This window comes from Alcanivorax sp. DSM 26293, assembly GCF_900107995.1.
Lineage (GTDB): Bacteria > Pseudomonadota > Gammaproteobacteria > Pseudomonadales > Alcanivoracaceae > Alcanivorax.
The window spans coordinates 546,933-562,301 of sequence record NZ_FNUM01000002.1 but is presented as its reverse complement, the minus strand read 5'-3'; the positions used below and the strand labels follow the sequence as shown (position 1 = coordinate 562,301).

Below are 15,369 nucleotides of genomic sequence, written 5' to 3'. Positions count from 1 at the left end.
CCCCATCATGCCAGCCTCGATGGCTATGACCAGACCTCGGCTTTGGTCTTACTCGTACCCATTGTGCGGCATGCCTATAATAGTCGCGTGGTGGAAAGGAGAAGTGAATGGATATCAGTGCAGGTTGGGATCTGGTGGTGATTGGCAGTGGGCCGGCGGGTGAAGCGGCGGCCATGCAGGCGACAAAGAAAGGCCTGCGTGTGGCCATTGTCGAGGATCAGAAATCTCTGGGTGGAAACTGTACACACTGGGGGACGATCCCTTCCAAGGCGCTTCGTCACCTGGTACGCCAGGTGATTCGTACCCAGCGCAATCCGTTGCTGCGCGGCATCCTCAATCCCCGTGAGGTCCGTTGGCAGGATCTGATCACCCGAACCCGAGAAGTGATTGATTCCCAGGTCCAGGTGCGTACGGATTTCTATATTCGTAACCGGGTGACCGTATTCGGAGGGCGGGGAGAGCTGCTCAGCAACAACGAAGTGAAAGTGCAGGATCGGGAAGGGCGACTGCATCTGCTGAAAACCCGTAATGTGGTCATCGCCACCGGCTCAAGGCCCTATCACCCGGATGACGTGAATTTCGACCATCCACGGATTTACGACTCCGATACCATTCTGACTATGGACCATACCCCAAGGCATATCATTATCTACGGGGCCGGGGTGATCGGGTCGGAGTATGCCTGCATTTTTACCGGGCTGGGGATTCGGGTCGATCTGGTGAATTCACGCCAGCATCTGTTGGACTTTCTGGATACAGAAATTTCTGACGCGCTGAGTTATCACTTGCGTGAGCAGGGCTGCACGATTCGTCAGGATGAAGAATACAAGCGGGTTGTCGCTGATGATCATGGTGTCACTCTGGAGCTGCAGTCCGGCAAGAAACTGCGGGCGGATGCCGTGCTGTGGTGTAACGGCCGGTCCGGTAACACCCAGGACATGGGATTGGAAACCGTTGGCCTGAAAGCCAACAGCCGTGGTCAGCTGCAGGTCAATGAGCGTTACCAGACAGAAGTCGACGGGATCTATGCCGTCGGTGATGTGGTGGGGTGGCCTTCACTGGCAAGTGCCTCCTACGATCAGGGGCGTTTCTGCGCGGCGGCCATCGCCGGAGATGAAGTGCGGCAAGTGACCGATGTGCCCACCGGAATTTATACCATACCGGGGATCAGCAGCGTGGGGCGCACAGAGCAGGAACTCACCGAAGCCAAAGTCCCCTATGAAGTCGGGCAGGCCTTCTTCCGCAATCTGGCCAGGGCACAGATTACCGGTGAGCGAGTGGGCATGCTCAAAATCCTCTTTCACCGGGAAACCCTGGCCGTACTGGGCATTCATTGCTTTGGTTATCAAGCCATGGAAATCGTGCACGTGGGTCAGGCAATCATGCGCCAGCCCGGTGAGCTGAACACCCTGGAGTATTTCATCGATACGACCTTCAACTATCCGACCATGGCAGAAGCGTATCGGGTGGCAGCGATCAACGGGATCAACCGGATAAGGCGGTAGGGTAGTTAACAGTTAACAGTGAATAGTTTCGCGAAGCAGGTTATCTGTTTCGTGAGCGCAAGAGGCCGCGCCCTGAGTATGGACGCGGCCTCTTGCATTTCAGACAGGGATGCGCAGCCAAGCGCGCTATTAACTGTTCACTGTTAACTATTCACTATCTCTGCTGCTTTCCCGCCTCCATAAAGAATTCCCTATTACGCTGTCGTGACTGACTGCTTTTCCGTATCAGCACATAGGTGGCGCCACTGCCGCCCTGATTCTGGGGGGCGGAGTGGTAGGCAAGGACCAGATGGCTTTCCTCAAGCCAATGCATGACATAGCTCTTGAGAAAGCCCGGGCGTTCACTGTGCACGCCTTTGCCATGACTGATCAGGACGGAACGCAGGCCTTGCTCGTGGGCTTTCACAAGAAAGGTTTGCACCCGGTCCCGGGCGTCCATCAAACGTACCCGGTGCAGGTCCAGCACGTCCTGGGCGTCGTACTTTCCCAGTCGTAATTTACGGTAAACCCCTTCCTGAACACCGTTTTTCTTCACACCGACTATGTCGGTGGGGCCAACGGGAGGAACCTGTTCCGGTACAGTGAGGGGATTGTTGTCCTTGCGATCATCCATGGCAGCGGCGCGGCGAAGCTGTTCGCGCAGGCTGTCCGGTCGCTTGACGCGGGGCAGAGTTGCCCGATTATCCGGCTTGATCGGTGTCACATCCGCCATTTCCTGGCGGAACAGATCATCGTCATTGGTGGCCATGGGACTGCTCCACAAAACCCGTTAGTTCATGCTTGCATGGTACACAAAGCGGGCAGAAACTGGCAGTGAGCCCCTTCCCGAGAGGTAGTTATGGAGCGACGACGTTTCCGCAGGCCTCGACTGAGACTCAATGTGCAGGCTTCCATCCACCGACAGCCCGTGGGGCATGTTCTCAATCTGACCGATGAAGGGCTTTGCCTGACCGGTCGGGGCACGCCGCCACAAGGCTGCCAGCCCCTGCTGCTGCAATTACCCCTGACTTTATCGGGTTGCCGTGAATTGACGGTGATGGCGGAGCCCCGCTGGCATGATTATTTGCCCAATGGACATTGGCGTGGCGGATTCAAACTGCAGTCGGATGCAAAAACCGCCGCCGCATTGACCACCCTTGCCAGCCGTTACGGTGATAATTAGTCAAAAAGGGGGAACCAGGGCTTCATCCGTGAAGCCCGGTTTTCAGACCATGAGGCGAATGCCTCAGGGGAAGAAACGCGTTTCAGTAAGGGCGTGAATCGCGACCGTCGCGTGATTCACTTTTTTCCTCTGAATCGTGCCGATGTCGCTTGGCATCGCGTTTGCGACGTTCACGTTCGGCGCGCTTGTGCTCTTCTTTCCAATCGTCCGGTTCATAGTCATCAAAATGTCGACGACCCATGGTGCTGCTCTCTTTCCAGAATTAAAGGGGTACTCAGTGCTTTATATAGCATTAATCCAGAGAGGGGAGAAGGGGGAAACCCCTGAATAGCACCTTGCGTGCTCAGCGTGGTGTGAAGGGGGGCAGGGGCTATATTTTCTGGTGATGGACAGGGTGGTGCCCTTTCCCGGTGTCAAAGCGCCGCAGATCTGCCCTTCAGGTCACCTTTTCCGGGGCTTCAAGGCTGACCCACACCCGCTATTGCATGTTGACGTTGAAACGCTGATGGAGAGGCATCTCTCGATTCTCCTTAAGGGGGTAGCGTCAAAATTGCGCCCCTCGTTACCTGGCCGAGGGGCGACCAGCCTCAAAGACGGGGCATGCAAGGTGTTACTCAGAGGCTCCCTGGGCGCACCATTTGTTGATGCGCCGGATTGCCATTATCGACCGTAAGTCTGGTCCAGATAATCGAGAATATCCGCAGACTCGAACAGTTCAGTGCCCGTATTGGGATCGACCAAGTAAGGAACGGCGATACGGCCGGCCCGCTCCATCAGAGCGATGCGGTTTCGCTGACGGGGTGAATAGTCACTGAGAAGATGCCTGCGCATCGGCGGCAACACCCAGTCCTGCCACTGATCCCGTCCGCACTGGCGTAGCAGGTAGGGAAGCTGAAGCTCGGTGAGGCGTTCGCGAACCAGGCGGGCGAAGGGGCTGGCCTCAAAAGAGTAGAGTTCCAGCGCCTGCTCCGGCGTTTTGCTATCCAGGGCGTGCAGGCCCCGTGACGCGCGGGGGAGAGAAGCGGACACCGCCGCTGCCGTGCGCAAACTGCGTACCAGCCAGCGGCGAGGTGCCGGGCGACCACCGTATTCCCGGTAAAGGTAGTCGATGATATCCGCGGATTCGTAAAGGGCAGCCCCGGTATTCGGATCCATCAGGTAGGGGAACTGCTGGCGCCCACCCAGGCGCTCAACCAGGGGGCGATAACGCTCCCCCCCTTTGGGACAGGGGAAAATCAGCACATCCAGGTCCAGATCCGTCAATGCTTCACGGACCAGGCGGCAGAACGGACACCCTTCCATGTCATACAGTTCAAGGGGCTCCTGGGGGGTCTTGCGGTGGCCTTTGCTGGCAATGCCGCGGCCCTGTTGCAGGGCGGAAGCGGCCAGGGAGCGCAGCACCTCGGTGTTATGGGACATAGCGAATTCTCCTGAAACGAATGTCCGGACCTTAGCATCTCTGGGGCGCCCCGCATTGGCCCTTAAGACACCTTGCATATCAAGCGGTTAACCACTGCCCGTTCCGCTCACCCCGGCTGTTAACTCCTGTCATTGAGTGACGGGCGCGGGTAGGGCAATCTCTCGGGTCTACATTTGGCCGGCACCTGTCACTTTGTTACGCATGATCCAACACATGCACAGACAGGTGCTGCCCTTCACAACCCGTCAGCTGAGCTGACATCTGCCTGAGGCAAGAGGAAGGTTCCATGACCGAAGCCTATATTTACGATGCCATCCGTACTCCCCGTGGTCGGGGCAAAAAAGATGGCTCACTGCATACGGTGAAGCCGCTGGACCTGGTGGTCGGCCTGATCGATGAAGTGAAAGCCCGTTTTCCCAATATGGACACCAACCGTATTGATGACCTGTTGTTGGGCGTGGTTACCCCGGTGGGCGATCAGGGCGCCTGTATCGCCAAGACTGCGGCGCTGGCTGCGGGCCTGCCGGATACCGTGGCGGGTTACCAACTGAACCGCTTTTGTGCTTCCGGCCTGGAAGCGGTGAATACCGGCGCCCAGAAAGTGGCCTCCGGGTGGGATGACCTGATTCTGGCGGGTGGTGTCGAAGCCATGAGCCGGATTCCCATGGGCTCCGACGGTGGCGCCTGGGCCATGGATCCGGTGACCAACTACAAGACCGGTTTCGTGCCCCAGGGCATCGGTGCAGACCTGATCGCGACCATCGAAGGTTTTTCCCGCCGTGATGTGGATGAGTTTGCTGCCGAATCCCAGGCGCGCGCTGCCACTGCCTGGGAAAAAGGCTACTTCGGCAATTCTGTGGTACCGGTGAAAGACCTCAACGGCCTGACCGTTCTGGATCGTGACGAGCATGTCCGTGCCGGCACCACCGCCGATGGCCTGGCGGGCCTGAATCCCTCTTTTGCCATGATGGGCGAAATGGGTGGTTTCGATGCGGTAGCGCTGCAGAAATACCACTGGCTGGAAAAGATTGATCACGTTCACCACGCCGGTAACTCTTCCGGCATCGTGGATGGCGCGGCACTGGTCGTACTGGGTAACGAGCAGGTCGGCAAGGATTACGGCATGAAGGCCCGTGGTCGCATTGTCTGCACCGCCATCAGCGGGGCGGATCCCACCATCATGCTGACCGGTCCGGGCCCGGCTGCCAGGAAGGCGCTGGCAAAAGCCGGCCTCAAGGCCAGCGACATCGATCTGTGGGAAATCAACGAAGCGTTCGCCGCTGTGGCCATGCGTTTCATGAAGGACATGGATATCACCCCGGATGTGACCAACGTGAATGGTGGTGCAATTGCCATGGGCCACCCCCTGGGTGCCACCGGCGCCATGATTCTGGGCACCGCGCTGGATGAACTCGAACGTCGCGACAAGAAGTACGCGCTGTGCACCCTGTGTGTGGGCGGTGGCATGGGTATCGCCACCATCATTGAGCGTCTGTAAACCGCGTCGAACGAATTCGGAGAAATGAAATGAGTGAACAAACTGCTATCCGTTGGGAACAGGACGCGGACAACATCGTTACCCTGATTCTGGATGATCCCAATCAGTCCGCGAACACCATGAACGAGCTGTACGGCAAGTCCATGGCCGCCACCGTAGAGCGTCTGGAAAAAGAGAAAGACAACATTGCCGGCGTCATCATCACCTCTGCCAAGAAGACCTTCTTTGCCGGCGGTGATCTCCGTGACCTGCTCAAGGCGAAAAAGGAAGACGGCCAGGTATTCCTGGATAACGTGACGGAGATCAAGCGCCAGCTGCGTGTGCTGGAAACCCTGGGCAAGCCGGTTGTGGCAGCCCTGAACGGTACGGCTCTGGGCGGCGGTCTGGAAATCGCTTTGGCCTGTCATCACCGTGTTGCCATCAACGATAAATCGGCCCAGTTCGGTCTCCCTGAAGTGACCCTGGGTTTGCTGCCCGGTGGTGGCGGTGTGACCCGCGTAGTGCGCATGCTGGGCATCCAGGACGGCCTGATGAAGGTGTTGATGCAGGGCCAGCGGATGAAAGCCGACAAGGCCCAGAAAGTGGGGCTGATCGACGAATTGGCCGCCGACCGTGATGAGATGCTGGCCAAGGCCCGCGAATGGATCAAGGCCAACCCGAAAGCCCAGCAGCCCTGGGACCAGAAGGGTTACAAGATTCCCGGCGGGGACCCCAAGAATCCCAAGTTCGCCATGAACCTGCCGGCCTTCCCGGCCAACCTGAAAAAGCAGATCAAGGGTGCCAACTACCCGGCCCCGCTGGCGATCATGTCGGCGGCCGTGGAAGGGGCCCAGGTGGATTTCGATAATGCCTCCACCATTGAAGGCCGCTACTTCGTGTCCCTGGTCACCAGCCAGGTGGCCAAGAACATGATCACCGCCTTCTTCTTCAACCTGCAGGCGATCAACGCCGGTGCCAGCCGTCCCAAGGATGTGCCGAAATTCCGCGCCGAAAAAGTCGGTATTCTCGGTGCGGGCATGATGGGTGCAGGTATCGCCTACGTGACCGCTCGCAGTGGTGCCCAGGTGGTGCTGAAAGATATCTCCCAGGAAAACGCGGAGAAGGGCAAGGACTACTCCCGTAAACTGCTCGACAAGGAAATCTCCCGGGGCAAGATGACCGAGGAGAAGAAAGAGCAAATCCTGTCCCTGATCCACGCCACGGCGGATGCCAAGGATCTGGAAGGGGTGGACTTCGTGATTGAGGCGGTGTTCGAGAGCACCGAACTGAAGCACAAGGTCTTCCAGGAAATCGAGGATGTGGTGAAGCCGGATGCGGTGCTGGGTTCCAACACCTCGTCTCTGCCGATTACCGGCCTGGCCAAGGGTGTGAAGAAGCAGGACAACTTTATCGGTATCCACTTCTTCAGCCCGGTGGACAAGATGCCGCTGGTGGAAATTATTTCCGGCAAGGACACCAGCCCGGAAGCGCTGGCGAAAACCTACGATTACTGCCAGCAGATCAAGAAGACCCCTATCGTGGTCAACGATGCCCGTGGCTTCTTCACCACCCGCGTGATTGGCACCTTTGCCAACGAAGGTATTGCCATGCTGGGTGAGGGCATTAACGCCCAGTCCATTGAGCAGGCGGCCATGCAGGCGGGTTATCCGGTAGGCACCCTGAACCTGATCGATGAGATCAACATGGAAACTGCCCTGAAGATCGGCAAGGCAGCCCGTGATGATGCCAAGCGTGAAGGCACAGAGCTGCCGCCGGAGCATCCTGCGGAAGTGGTCATGAAGAAAATGGTCGAAGAGCTCAATCGTCCGGGCAAAGCCCAGGGCAAAGGCTTTTACGAATATCCGGAAAACGGCAAGAAGCACCTTTGGTCTGGCCTGAAAGACGCTTTTGGTGGTGACAAGGAAATCCCGTTCGAAGATATCAAGGAACGGATGATGTTCGTGGAAGCCATTGAAGCGGTGAAATGCTTTGACGAGGGAGTGATGGAATCCGTGGCGGACGCCAACATCGGCTCCATCTTCGGTATCGGCTTCCCGGCCTGGACCGGTGGCGTGATCCAGTACATTAACCAGTATGAGGGTGGCCTGCGCGGTTTTGTGGCTCGTGCCCAGGAGCTGGCCAAGCTGTACGGTGATCGCTTCAATCCGCCGGCTTCCCTGGTGGAGAAAGCGGAAAAGGGCGAAATCTACAAATAACGTGGATGTCGTCTGTTAAAAAGCCCGGCCCTGTGCCGGGCTTTTTTATGTCTATCCGTTGCTGATACTAGCGAGGTCCAACCCAGAAGTGCGGGTTGCAGGCGACTTCCCAGAGATGGCCATCCGGGTCGGCAAAGTAGCCGGCGTAACCGCCCCAGTCGGTGGGCTGGCCGGGTTTGATCCGTTGTGCGCCGGCTTCCCGGGCCTGGGCGAGCAGCTGGTCAACCTGCTGTGGGCTTTCCACATTGTGAGCCATCGCCACTCCCCGAAAACCCTCACCGGCTGCTCCAACGCCGGCATCAGCCGCCAGGTCGTCATGACCGAACAACCCCAGCCAGGTGCCGTTCAATTCAAAGAACGCCACCGGCGCATCGTCGGGACCGGGGCGGCGAGGCAGGCCCAGGCCCTGTTCATAAAAGCGGATCGCCGTAGCCAGATCCCTGACGCCAAGGGTGATCATGCTGATGCGTGGTTCCATGAAAATCTCCTGTTTGCGTGCGGGGCTTCTGGATCACGCCATGCGTACTCGCGCGGCCGATATGCCTTTCAGGCATCTTCTGCTGGCGCTTCCAGGCTGACTGGCACTCGTTGTTGCGGTTTTTCGGTGGATGGACATACACTTTCAAAACCGCGCATTCTGTGCTCTGCGAGTGGGGATTGCGACCCAGCCTGAAAGACTGAGCATGCAAGGAGTTATTCAGAGGCTCCCGAGATCACGCTGCCCATTATGCTCAATTCGGTATACCCAAGGGAGTCAGCATGGAACTGGACCGCTTTGGTTGGCCCTCAGGACCGACCCTCAACGTGCAGAGTTTGCCAACACGTTTTCCGGACTCTCCGGAGCCGTGCCTGGATACGGCACTGGCCGGCCTGCAAGAATACCAACGGCGACTGTTTGCCAATCGGCGTAATGGGGTGCTGCTGGTTGTGCAGGGTCTTGATGCTTCCGGCAAGGATAGTTTGATTCGCACCCTGGCCGGAGCAATGGATCCGGCCGCGTTCCGGGTGCATGGATTCAGTCGCCCCCTGGGTGAGGAGGTGGACCATGATTTTCTCTGGCGAGTATGGCGTCATTTGCCGGCCAGGGGGGAAGTGGTGGCATTCAATCGCAGTCATTACGAATCGGTACTGGCCGAACGGTTATGGCCGGTCACCGAGCACAGTAGTGATGACTGGCCACTGAAATATGAGGCCATCAACGCGTTCGAACAACACCTGCATCGGGAAGGCACCCGGATCATCAAAATCTGGCTGAACACCTCTCGCGAAGAACAGCGCCGCCGGCTGTTGAAGCGACTGGACAAGCCTCGCAAGCGCTGGAAGTTCGATCCCGCCGATGTGGAAAGCTGGATGGCGAGGGAATCCTATCTAACGCTGGTCAATGAGACCCTGACGGCAACCCATACCCTTCATGCTCCCTGGCATCTTATTCCCAATGATGACAAGCACCGTGCCAGAGCGGCTGTGGCACAGTTGTTGTTGTCTACGCTTCAGGAGCTGGCACCAGAATATCCCCGTGAAGACCTGCAGTGTATTGAGCACTATCGCCGGGAACTGATGAAAACGCATGATTGAGTTGCAGGTATGAACAGTGTGCTGACCATGATTGCCGGGCTGGGGTTGTTCCTGTTTTCCATGCAATTGGTGGAGCAGGCGGTGCAGACCCTTTTCAGCGAAAAGGCCTCACACTGGCTGCAACGGTCCACCAACACTACGCTGAAAGGCGTTGTGGCAGGTGCGTTGATAACTGCCGTGATGCAGAGCAGCTCCCTGGTCGGATTGCTGGTCCTGGCATTCGTGTCGGTGGGCATCCTTCCCCTGCGCCATGCCATGGCAGTGATGCTGGGTGCCAATCTGGGCACTACGGTTACCGGCTGGCTGGTGACACTGCTGGGTTTCAAACTCTCGCTCTCTGCGGTGAGCTTGCCACTGGCGGGGGCCGGTGCTCTTTGCTACGTGCTTTTGCCGAAAGGGCTGTGGCGCTCTGGCGGCCTGTTTTTGCTGGCATTCGGATTGCTGATTTTCGGTCTGGATACCATGAAGGTGGCGGTTGAAGGCGTCGGCCAGCGTTTTGATGTGAGCTGGCTGCAGGGTTACCCACCACTGGTATATCTGCTGGCCGGCGTGCTGCTGACCGCCATCATCCAGTCGTCGTCGGCGGCCATGTTGATTACGCTATCGGCGCTCAATGGCGGTTTGATCGCCTTGCCGGAAGCCCTCGCGTTGGTGATTGGTGCGGATCTGGGTACCACGAGTACCTTGTTGCTTGGCGCGATCAAGGGCTCCGTGCAGAAGAAACAGGTGGCGGCCTTTCATGTGTTATATAACGTGGGAACGGCCCTGATGGCGTTTTCTCTGATGATGCCTGTATGGCCACAAGTGGCGGTCTGGCTTGGTGTCAATGATCCGTTATATGGCCTGGTGGCCTTTCATACCGGTTTCAACCTGATCGGGATCGTCGTGTTCGCGCCGTTTCTGGCCGCCATGGAAAAGGGGATTGAGAAACACATTGGTAAGCGAGCACATCATGACCTGTTTGCCGATATCAGCCCGCAATCGGTGGAGCCGGCGTTACTGGTGCTGAGTCGTGAGACGGACAGTCTCATTGAGCGGGTCCGCAACTATTGCCGTTACCCCCTGCAGGGGCGTTCCTTGTCGCGTTTCCTGGAGGAGTATGAGCAGGTAACAGATCAGGAAATGCAGTTGGCGGATTATGCCAACCGGCTGGCTCAACAGACCCTGACCGAGGGGCAGGAACAGCGCCTCCAGCGGCTCCGGGCTCGGGTTCGTGAGGCCGTTTATGCCTTGAAAGCGTTGAAGGATGTGGCCGATGATCTGGCGCTTCTTGCAGAAAGCCGGGACCCCGGCCTGAAGGGATTCAGTGAGCAGATTTTGCTGGCGCTGGACAGGCTTTACCAGGCATCGCCCGGCGCTGAGCTGGCGGCTGAGCATCGTCTGGCCATGGAGAAACTCCAGCGTGAGGCCTATTCGCTGGTCTCAGGCGCTCGTTTACGGGGTATCAGCGTGTTGAATCTGGCCCGGGAAGTGGATGAGAGCGGGCGGCACTGGTTACGCAGTCTGGCGGTGACAAATGACGTTAGGCAATGAGGGCTGAGGTCAAGCGGAGGCGTCAGAGGGGGCAAGGTTGCCGGCAGCTAACTGGCTGAAAGCCATTTCCAGCCAGCGCCGCAATTCACTGGGTCGCAGGGGTTTGGGCATCAAGGTCTCGCCGCCAGCGTCCAGGCATTGTTGCCGATAGGATTCGCTGTTGTTGCCGGATATAAAAAGGATGGGAGTATGGCCATTCTGGTTGCGGATTTCCCGGGCGACGCTGAAGCCGTCCAGAGACGGTAGTTCCACATCCAGAATCAGCAGATCCACCTTCCGTTGTCGAAAAAGGCGAAGCGCCACCTCACCGTCGGCGGCCAGCACATATTCATGGCCCAACTCTTCAATGATACGGCAAATGATCAGACTGACAGCTTTATTGTCTTCGACAACGAGAACATTCATGGATGATTTTGTAACGTAATGACGGGTGGATAACAAGGGTGAAAGATGCGTCAAGGCGATTTTTGTTATTTCCACGTACAATGGCACGGTCGGACCGGGTAAACACTATGTCAATTATGGCGAGTTTCTTTATTATTGACGGCCCGGATTCCGTGCTGAGGATTCGAGAGACAAGCCCGTTGGACAACAATGATGAACGGGTAACCATTTCAGGATACTGAATAAGCGGTTAAGCCGTTTTTTGGCATTGCCAGCGGTGTGAGGGTGGCGGTCGATGTACCAGCGCAGAACAATCAATATCAATCGCGTCGTAAAATTGCTCCAGGGGGCGGCCCGGTCTGGTGCCAGCATTCCCGATCTGTTGGATCAGTGCGACATTCCCCGACAGTTGCTCGATGACCCGAACGGGAGCATTGAGCGCGACACCTTTATCAAGATGATGCTGCTGATCATGCAGCAGACCCAGGACGAGTTCCTCGGTTTCGGCCAGGGGCGCAAATCCAAGCCCGGCACCTTTTCCATGATGGCCCATGCGGTCATCAATTGCCCGACCCTGGGGGCAGCCGTTGAGCGGGGTATCCGTTTTTACGATTTGTTCGAGCTGAGCATGTATTCCCGCATTACGCGAGAAGGCGACATCGCCAGGTTGGTGGTTCACGCGGACCCCCGTCTGGATTTTCGGGAAGTGATCATCGAGACCTCCCTGTTTGTGTGGCTGCGCTTCATGAGCTGGCTGGTCGGCAAGGCCATTGAGCCGAAACTGGTGAAACTGGATTACACCGATGTGAGAAACGACGAAGAACATCGTTTCCTGTTTGATTGCCCGATTGAGTACAGTGCCGACGAGAGTTCGGTGACCTTCCGGGCCGACTTTCTTGATCTGCCGCTGGTGCAGAATGAGTTGTCCCTGTCCAAGTTCCTGAAGGATTCCCTGACCCAGCTGTTTAACGGCAATATTCATAATGTGGGCCTGCCAGCGCAGATACGGGCCATTATCTCCAACGAATACGGCAACAGTTTCCCCGATTTCACGGAAATCTGCGGTAAACTCAACATGACGCCGCAAACCCTGCGCCGGAGGCTGAAAGAGGCCAATACCAGCTACCAGGAGATCAAGGATTCCATCCGCAAGGATGCCTCGGTCTACTACCTGTCCAAGCCGGATCTGAGCATTGATGAAATTGCCCTGTTGATGGGCTTCAGCGAGGCCAGCTCTTTCCACCGTGCTTTCAAGAAGTGGACGGGCAAGACCCCATCCAGCTTCCGCAAGGAGCACTTCGGCGTCAGTCAGTAATTTGTGCCGACCCGTTAATCAGGACCTGCAATGACAGTGCAAGACGCCAATACGGCGCGCCTGCTGGTGACCTGTCCGGACAAGCCGGGCATCATCAGCGCCGTCAGTACCTTTCTGTTCAATCACGGTGCCAACATCACCGATTTCGACCAGCATTCCAGCGATGCCCGTGGCGGCACCTTCTTTCTGCGGCTGGAATTCCAGACGCCGGAGCTGGACTGCTCCCGGGAGGCCCTGCGTAACAACTTCGCCAGCCGGGTTGCCGAACCCTATGGCATGCAGTGGCAAATCAGCTATGCCAGCGAGAAAAAGCGCATGGCGGTGATGGTGTCACGCCATGACCACGTGATCATGGACCTGTTGTGGCGTACCTCCCGGGGCGATTTGCCGGCCACCATTCCCATGGTGATCAGCAACCATGAAGACCTGCGCGGCGAAGTGGAGCGCTTTGGTATTGAGTATCACCATATTCCTGTCAGTGGCGACAACAAGGCCGAGGCGGAAGCCAAGGCATTGGCGCTGCTCGAGGGCCAGGTGGATGTGATCGTGCTGGCACGCTACATGCAGATCTTGAGCAGCGATTTCGTTTCCCATCACCCGCACCGCATTATCAATATCCACCATTCTTTCCTGCCGGCCTTTGTGGGGGCGAATCCCTATCAGCAGGCCCACGATCGCGGCGTCAAACTGATTGGTGCCACCAGCCATTATGTGACCGAAGATCTGGATCAGGGGCCGATCATCGAGCAGAACGTGCAGCGGGTAAGCCATCGCCATTCCGCCGAGGAGCTCAAATCGCTGGGGCAGGATGTGGAGCGTCAGGTGATGCTGCGAGCGGTCCGTTGGCACCTGGAAGACCGGGTGATCGTGGATGGCAACAAGACCGTGGTGTTTGTGAAGTAGCAGCAGAGAGTGGTCTGCTGTGGGATGAAAAGGCGTGGCGCGGTTGGAGCCTTACAAGCAAAGGCACCAACCGCGTTTTCGAATCAGTTGGAAAAACGCAGCCCGACACCAAAGGTGCCATAGTTTTCGGATTCCAATTGCGTTTGGCGGTAATCCGCGGTGACGGACAGCTTGTCCAGAACCGGGATGGCCAGGCCTACGCCGAGATAAGGGGCGATACCACTTTGGCTGTCGTTCGTTGGGGCTTCGTTCACGCTGGCAACCGTGTCTGAATTATCGTCAAGAAATGCCCGTTGCTGACGGTTTTCGAGCTTGAAATCGTAGATATAAGCACCGCCTTTCAGATAGACCCAGCGTTTGGTTTGCCAAACAACTCCCACTGTAATGCCGTTAAGGCGAAGGGAGTTCTCTTCGTTGATTCGGACAGTGTCGATGGGAGTGCCATTAATCGGGGTTTCGTTGGATTCTGGGGCTCGTTCAAGCTGACGGCCGTTCGAGTCTTCGCTGTGACGCAGGAAGCCCGCCTCCAGTCCCAGCCGAGAGTCTCCACCGATATCAACGCTGTTGAGCCACATGCCCAGACGAATATCCAGGCCGTCGGTGGTATCAAAGCCGTAGGGCGCCAGGTCGGCGCGCAGCATCTGCGCCTCGGCGTAGAAATCCACATCCGGTGGCGCCAGTTCCTCTTCAGCGTGTACAAAGGGGGAGAGCAGGGCAGCGCCAAGGCCCAGGGTCAGCGGCAATATTGTTTTCATTATTGATCCAGCCGTTGTGATAAGGACAATGTGCCACATTGTAACCACCGCGAGACCGACATGCACAGTGACTTGCAGCACGCCCATGATGAAACCCTGCTGGGGTTGTGCCGACCCGGCTTCGAGAACGACCTGGCTGCGGAGCTGAATTACCATGCGGCTGAGCAGATGATCGGCGGTTATCCCCGTACCACCCCGGACAGCGGCTATGTGCTCTGGCACAGCCAGCAGGGCTCCATGGCTCCACTGCTGCAGAGTGGGCTGATTTTTGCCCGCAGTCTGAGCCTGGCCGAGGGGCAGTTTGTGAATATCGGCGATGACAGGATCGCCGAGCTGTGGCCATTACTGAAACAGGCCGCGCCTTTCCGTGAAGTGTTTCTGGAGCACCCTGACACCAACGACGGCCGGGAAATGCAGCGGTTTCTGCGTGGCTTTCGCAAGGCGCTGGAACCTCGCCTGAAAAAAGCCGGCCTGTTGAAAGCCAATGCCCGGCAACGGGTACATCTGTTCTTTAGTGATTCCCACAATGGCTGGGTGACCAGCAGCCCGACGTCGGTGCCGCTTGCCGAAGGCGGGGTGCGGCGGCTGAAACTGCCGGCCGAAGCGCCCAGCCGATCTGCCCTCAAGGTGGAAGAGGCGTTACTGCGCTTTTTCGGTAGCACCGACAGCCTCACTGCGAAAACGGCTGTGGATCTGGGTGCCGCGCCGGGAGGCTGGAGCTGGCAACTGGCCAGGCGCGGTATCAAGGTTCAGGCAGTGGATCACGGCAAACTCGATGGGCGTCTGCTGGATGAATACCCGGTAGAGCATATTCATGGTGATGCCTTTACCTGGCGGCCCCGCAGCAGTGTGGACCTGGTGGTCTGCGATGTGGTGGACAAGCCGGCACGTACCCTGCAGCAGATGGAAAAGTGGCTTACCCAGGGCTGGTCCCGGGCTGCCCTGTTCAATCTCAAGCTGCCCATGAAGCGCCGGTTCCAGGAAGCCTGGCAATTGCTGGAAAAGCTGACCGCTGCCATGGAACGTCATGAGCACCTGGGTGTACCCGAGATCAAGGCTGCCCAGCTCTATTATGATCGTGAGGAAATCACCGTCTGGGCCGCCTTCCACCGGGATTACTGATC

General features: G+C 57.6%; 15 protein-coding genes. 9 read left to right on the top strand and 6 right to left on the bottom strand.

Annotated features, from left to right (window positions below; genetic code table 11):
• The first annotated feature begins 107 nt into the window (after window positions 1-107).
• A complete protein-coding gene (sthA, locus tag C4S63_RS06135; RefSeq protein WP_062816257.1) occupies window positions 108-1,505 on the top strand; it encodes a Si-specific NAD(P)(+) transhydrogenase in 1,398 nt (465 codons plus the stop codon).
• Window positions 1,506-1,659: 154 nt separating this feature from the next.
• On the opposite strand, the gene smrA is transcribed toward sthA, so the two are convergent.
• Window positions 1,660-2,253 carry a DNA endonuclease SmrA gene (smrA, locus tag C4S63_RS06130; protein ID WP_103917010.1) on the bottom strand — a complete coding sequence of 198 codons (594 nt, stop codon included), beginning with the start codon at window positions 2,251-2,253 and terminating at the stop codon, window positions 1,660-1,662.
• A gap of 90 nt (window positions 2,254-2,343) precedes the next feature.
• On the opposite strand from smrA, the gene C4S63_RS06125 reads away from it, so the two are divergent.
• Window positions 2,344-2,667 carry a hypothetical protein gene (locus tag C4S63_RS06125; RefSeq protein WP_146063357.1) on the top strand — a complete coding sequence of 108 codons (324 nt, stop codon included), beginning with the start codon at window positions 2,344-2,346 and terminating at the stop codon, window positions 2,665-2,667.
• An 82-nt stretch (window positions 2,668-2,749) separates the two neighbouring features.
• Here C4S63_RS06125 and C4S63_RS17360 read toward each other — a convergent pair whose 3' ends face one another.
• Window positions 2,750-2,908, bottom strand: coding sequence for a hypothetical protein (locus C4S63_RS17360; RefSeq protein WP_156478260.1), 159 nt, complete (start codon window positions 2,906-2,908; stop codon window positions 2,750-2,752).
• 419 nt (window positions 2,909-3,327) lie between these two features.
• Window positions 3,328-4,086, bottom strand: a complete 759-nt coding sequence (locus tag C4S63_RS06115) for a glutathione S-transferase N-terminal domain-containing protein (RefSeq protein ID WP_103917009.1) — start codon at window positions 4,084-4,086, stop codon at window positions 3,328-3,330.
• Between the two features lie 287 nt (window positions 4,087-4,373).
• Here C4S63_RS06115 and C4S63_RS06110 point away from each other — a divergent pair, with 287 nt between their 5' ends.
• Both C4S63_RS06110 and C4S63_RS06105 read left to right on the top strand, forming a co-directional pair.
• On the top strand, window positions 4,374-5,585 hold the full coding sequence (locus C4S63_RS06110) for an acetyl-CoA C-acetyltransferase (protein WP_063508727.1): 1,212 nt from the start codon (window positions 4,374-4,376) through the stop codon (window positions 5,583-5,585).
• A gap of 29 nt (window positions 5,586-5,614) precedes the next feature.
• On the top strand, window positions 5,615-7,780 hold the full coding sequence (locus C4S63_RS06105) for a 3-hydroxyacyl-CoA dehydrogenase NAD-binding domain-containing protein (protein WP_103917008.1): 2,166 nt from the start codon (window positions 5,615-5,617) through the stop codon (window positions 7,778-7,780).
• 67 nt (window positions 7,781-7,847) lie between these two features.
• On the opposite strand, the gene C4S63_RS06100 is transcribed toward C4S63_RS06105, so the two are convergent.
• Complete coding sequence (locus tag C4S63_RS06100) at window positions 7,848-8,258, bottom strand: VOC family protein (protein WP_103917007.1); 411 nt, start codon at window positions 8,256-8,258, stop codon at window positions 7,848-7,850.
• Between the two features lie 281 nt (window positions 8,259-8,539).
• Between C4S63_RS06100 and C4S63_RS06095 the strand changes: the two genes are divergently transcribed.
• Window positions 8,540-9,355, top strand: coding sequence for a polyphosphate kinase 2 family protein (locus tag C4S63_RS06095; protein WP_062816249.1), 816 nt, complete (start codon window positions 8,540-8,542; stop codon window positions 9,353-9,355).
• 9 nt (window positions 9,356-9,364) lie between these two features.
• Window positions 9,365-10,888, top strand: coding sequence for a Na/Pi cotransporter family protein (locus C4S63_RS06090; protein ID WP_103917006.1), 1,524 nt, complete (start codon window positions 9,365-9,367; stop codon window positions 10,886-10,888).
• Between the two features lie 9 nt (window positions 10,889-10,897).
• On the opposite strand, the gene C4S63_RS06085 is transcribed toward C4S63_RS06090, so the two are convergent.
• Complete coding sequence (locus tag C4S63_RS06085) at window positions 10,898-11,293, bottom strand: response regulator (protein ID WP_062816247.1); 396 nt, start codon at window positions 11,291-11,293, stop codon at window positions 10,898-10,900.
• 274 nt (window positions 11,294-11,567) lie between these two features.
• On the opposite strand from C4S63_RS06085, the gene C4S63_RS06080 reads away from it, so the two are divergent.
• Both C4S63_RS06080 and purU read left to right on the top strand, forming a co-directional pair.
• Entirely contained in the window at window positions 11,568-12,587 is a 1,020-nt protein-coding gene (locus tag C4S63_RS06080; RefSeq protein ID WP_062816246.1) for an AraC family transcriptional regulator, read from the top strand.
• 30 nt (window positions 12,588-12,617) lie between these two features.
• Window positions 12,618-13,490: a formyltetrahydrofolate deformylase gene (gene purU / locus C4S63_RS06075; RefSeq protein ID WP_062816245.1), complete on the top strand. Its 873-nt coding sequence runs from the start codon at window positions 12,618-12,620 to the stop codon at window positions 13,488-13,490.
• Window positions 13,491-13,573: 83 nt separating this feature from the next.
• On the opposite strand, the gene C4S63_RS06070 is transcribed toward purU, so the two are convergent.
• On the bottom strand, window positions 13,574-14,245 hold the full coding sequence (locus C4S63_RS06070; protein WP_160052724.1) for an outer membrane beta-barrel protein: 672 nt from the start codon (window positions 14,243-14,245) through the stop codon (window positions 13,574-13,576).
• Window positions 14,246-14,305: 60 nt separating this feature from the next.
• Between C4S63_RS06070 and rlmM the strand changes: the two genes are divergently transcribed.
• Window positions 14,306-15,367, top strand: a complete 1,062-nt coding sequence (rlmM, locus tag C4S63_RS06065) for a 23S rRNA (cytidine(2498)-2'-O)-methyltransferase RlmM (protein WP_103917004.1) — start codon at window positions 14,306-14,308, stop codon at window positions 15,365-15,367.
• The last annotated feature ends 2 nt before the right edge of the window (window positions 15,368-15,369 follow it).

Bases quoted from the DNA above. Each gene is read 5' to 3' on its own strand.
- sthA (WP_062816257.1), top strand. From the start codon at position 108: ATGGATATCAGTGCAGGTTGGGATCTGGTGGTGATTGGCAGTGGGCCG.
- smrA (WP_103917010.1), bottom strand. From the start codon at position 2,253: ATGGCCACCAATGACGATGATCTGTTCCGCCAGGAAATGGCGGATGTG.
- C4S63_RS06125 (WP_146063357.1), top strand. From the start codon at position 2,344: ATGGAGCGACGACGTTTCCGCAGGCCTCGACTGAGACTCAATGTGCAG.
- C4S63_RS17360 (WP_156478260.1), bottom strand. From the start codon at position 2,908: ATGGGTCGTCGACATTTTGATGACTATGAACCGGACGATTGGAAAGAA.
- C4S63_RS06115 (WP_103917009.1), bottom strand. From the start codon at position 4,086: ATGTCCCATAACACCGAGGTGCTGCGCTCCCTGGCCGCTTCCGCCCTG.
- C4S63_RS06110 (WP_063508727.1), top strand. From the start codon at position 4,374: ATGACCGAAGCCTATATTTACGATGCCATCCGTACTCCCCGTGGTCGG.
- C4S63_RS06105 (WP_103917008.1), top strand. From the start codon at position 5,615: ATGAGTGAACAAACTGCTATCCGTTGGGAACAGGACGCGGACAACATC.
- C4S63_RS06100 (WP_103917007.1), bottom strand. From the start codon at position 8,258: ATGGAACCACGCATCAGCATGATCACCCTTGGCGTCAGGGATCTGGCT.
- C4S63_RS06095 (WP_062816249.1), top strand. From the start codon at position 8,540: ATGGAACTGGACCGCTTTGGTTGGCCCTCAGGACCGACCCTCAACGTG.
- C4S63_RS06090 (WP_103917006.1), top strand. From the start codon at position 9,365: ATGAACAGTGTGCTGACCATGATTGCCGGGCTGGGGTTGTTCCTGTTT.
- C4S63_RS06085 (WP_062816247.1), bottom strand. From the start codon at position 11,293: ATGAATGTTCTCGTTGTCGAAGACAATAAAGCTGTCAGTCTGATCATT.
- C4S63_RS06080 (WP_062816246.1), top strand. From the start codon at position 11,568: ATGTACCAGCGCAGAACAATCAATATCAATCGCGTCGTAAAATTGCTC.
- purU (WP_062816245.1), top strand. From the start codon at position 12,618: ATGACAGTGCAAGACGCCAATACGGCGCGCCTGCTGGTGACCTGTCCG.
- C4S63_RS06070 (WP_160052724.1), bottom strand. From the start codon at position 14,245: ATGAAAACAATATTGCCGCTGACCCTGGGCCTTGGCGCTGCCCTGCTC.
- rlmM (WP_103917004.1), top strand. From the start codon at position 14,306: ATGCACAGTGACTTGCAGCACGCCCATGATGAAACCCTGCTGGGGTTG.